Consider the following 1,212-nt stretch of genomic DNA (forward strand, 5'->3'; position numbering starts at 1 on the left):
AGCACGCCTAATGTTATTTTTACCCTGGTCACAACCTCGGCTGAACATCCCTGGAATACCGTGCCCACCACTGGCACCTACGACACCGACTATAGCCCCGGCTACGACGGCAAGAAGTGGGAGTTGACGCGCTTTATCGAGCCCAGCTATATCGGTGGCCATCTAGCCGGGCTTGAGGGCTGGCGTCTGGAGCCCAAACTGGATTCAGGCGAGCAGGAACGCGCCTGGTTCGCCCTGGCACACACTGGCGGCGGCACACGTCCAATGGTGGCTGTACAGATATTCACTTTCCAGAAAGGGGTTGATGACCTCACTGAGTTCACCCCGCCACCGGAAGAAGTCCTGCCGCGCTGGAAAGCCTTGAGCAAAACCATTCAGGTGACCCTTGATAAATAGCTCTGTTTTCAGTCAGCAACAAGAGGACCACCGTATCTCCCTTGGGCGGGCGTGGTTTGGTTCACAAACATGATCAAACCTATTCTCGCCAGTGCCCTCTGTCTTGCCACTAGCGTGGTATTCGCAGAGCAGCCACGCCAGGAATGCTTAGGCAGACTCACCTTTGATGTGCTCGAAGAGATGGAATGGGCGACTTTTCATGCTGATTACACTCACAGGGTTTCAAAAGGTGGCGGTCACGGATTTAGTCTAAAGGTGGGCGCCAAAGGCGACTTGGGGTGGTATGACTTTAACGGAGTAGTCATTCGCGTCAGCGATATCGTCGAACGCTCTGAGTTTGAAGGTGCAGTTCGTTATCACATGGGTACTGGGCGGCTTTACCAGGAAACCCTGCACAAGAATATTGAGATTGATAAACGTCGGCTGGCAAAGCTCCCTGACATGGGCTACGGACCTGAAGTGCTCGAAAAACTTCAGCAAGAAATTGAAGAGCAAGAAAGGCAAGCCTCTTTCGCGATCCCAGTGAATCACGACCTTGGTATCCCCGATGCTTCCTTTCTGGGGGGGCCAAACTATCCCGGCTATGGCTACGTTTATCGCAACCAGCGTGTTTACTTTTTCGCCATGCCTCAGGCAGGAGTGCAGGGCAGCAAAGCCTTCAAGGAGCTGCTGAGTCGATTTCGGCCGCGTGACCTGTATGAGGTACCCAAGGGCCCGGGTTTTTGCTTCCCCTACGGCTTTATTGCCGACGATGGCAAAACGGACTACTCGATCAAGAACAGCTTGCGCTTTACCAGCACGCCTAATGTTATTTTT

Annotated in this window: 1 protein-coding gene and 1 pseudogene; both read left to right on the forward strand. The window is 53.5% G+C overall.

The annotated features are described in order from the left end of the window. Nucleotides 1-396 (forward strand): annotated as a pseudogene (locus tag K787_RS25275) (T6SS immunity protein Tli4 family protein); the annotation flags it as partial. A gap of 69 nt (nt 397-465) precedes the next feature. Beyond that, on the forward strand, nt 466-1,212 hold a 747-nt coding region (locus K787_RS25685), incomplete at its 3' end, for a T6SS immunity protein Tli4 family protein (RefSeq protein ID WP_022964877.1).

The organism is Halopseudomonas pelagia CL-AP6 (genome assembly GCF_000410875.1).
Lineage (GTDB): Bacteria > Pseudomonadota > Gammaproteobacteria > Pseudomonadales > Pseudomonadaceae > Halopseudomonas > Halopseudomonas pelagia.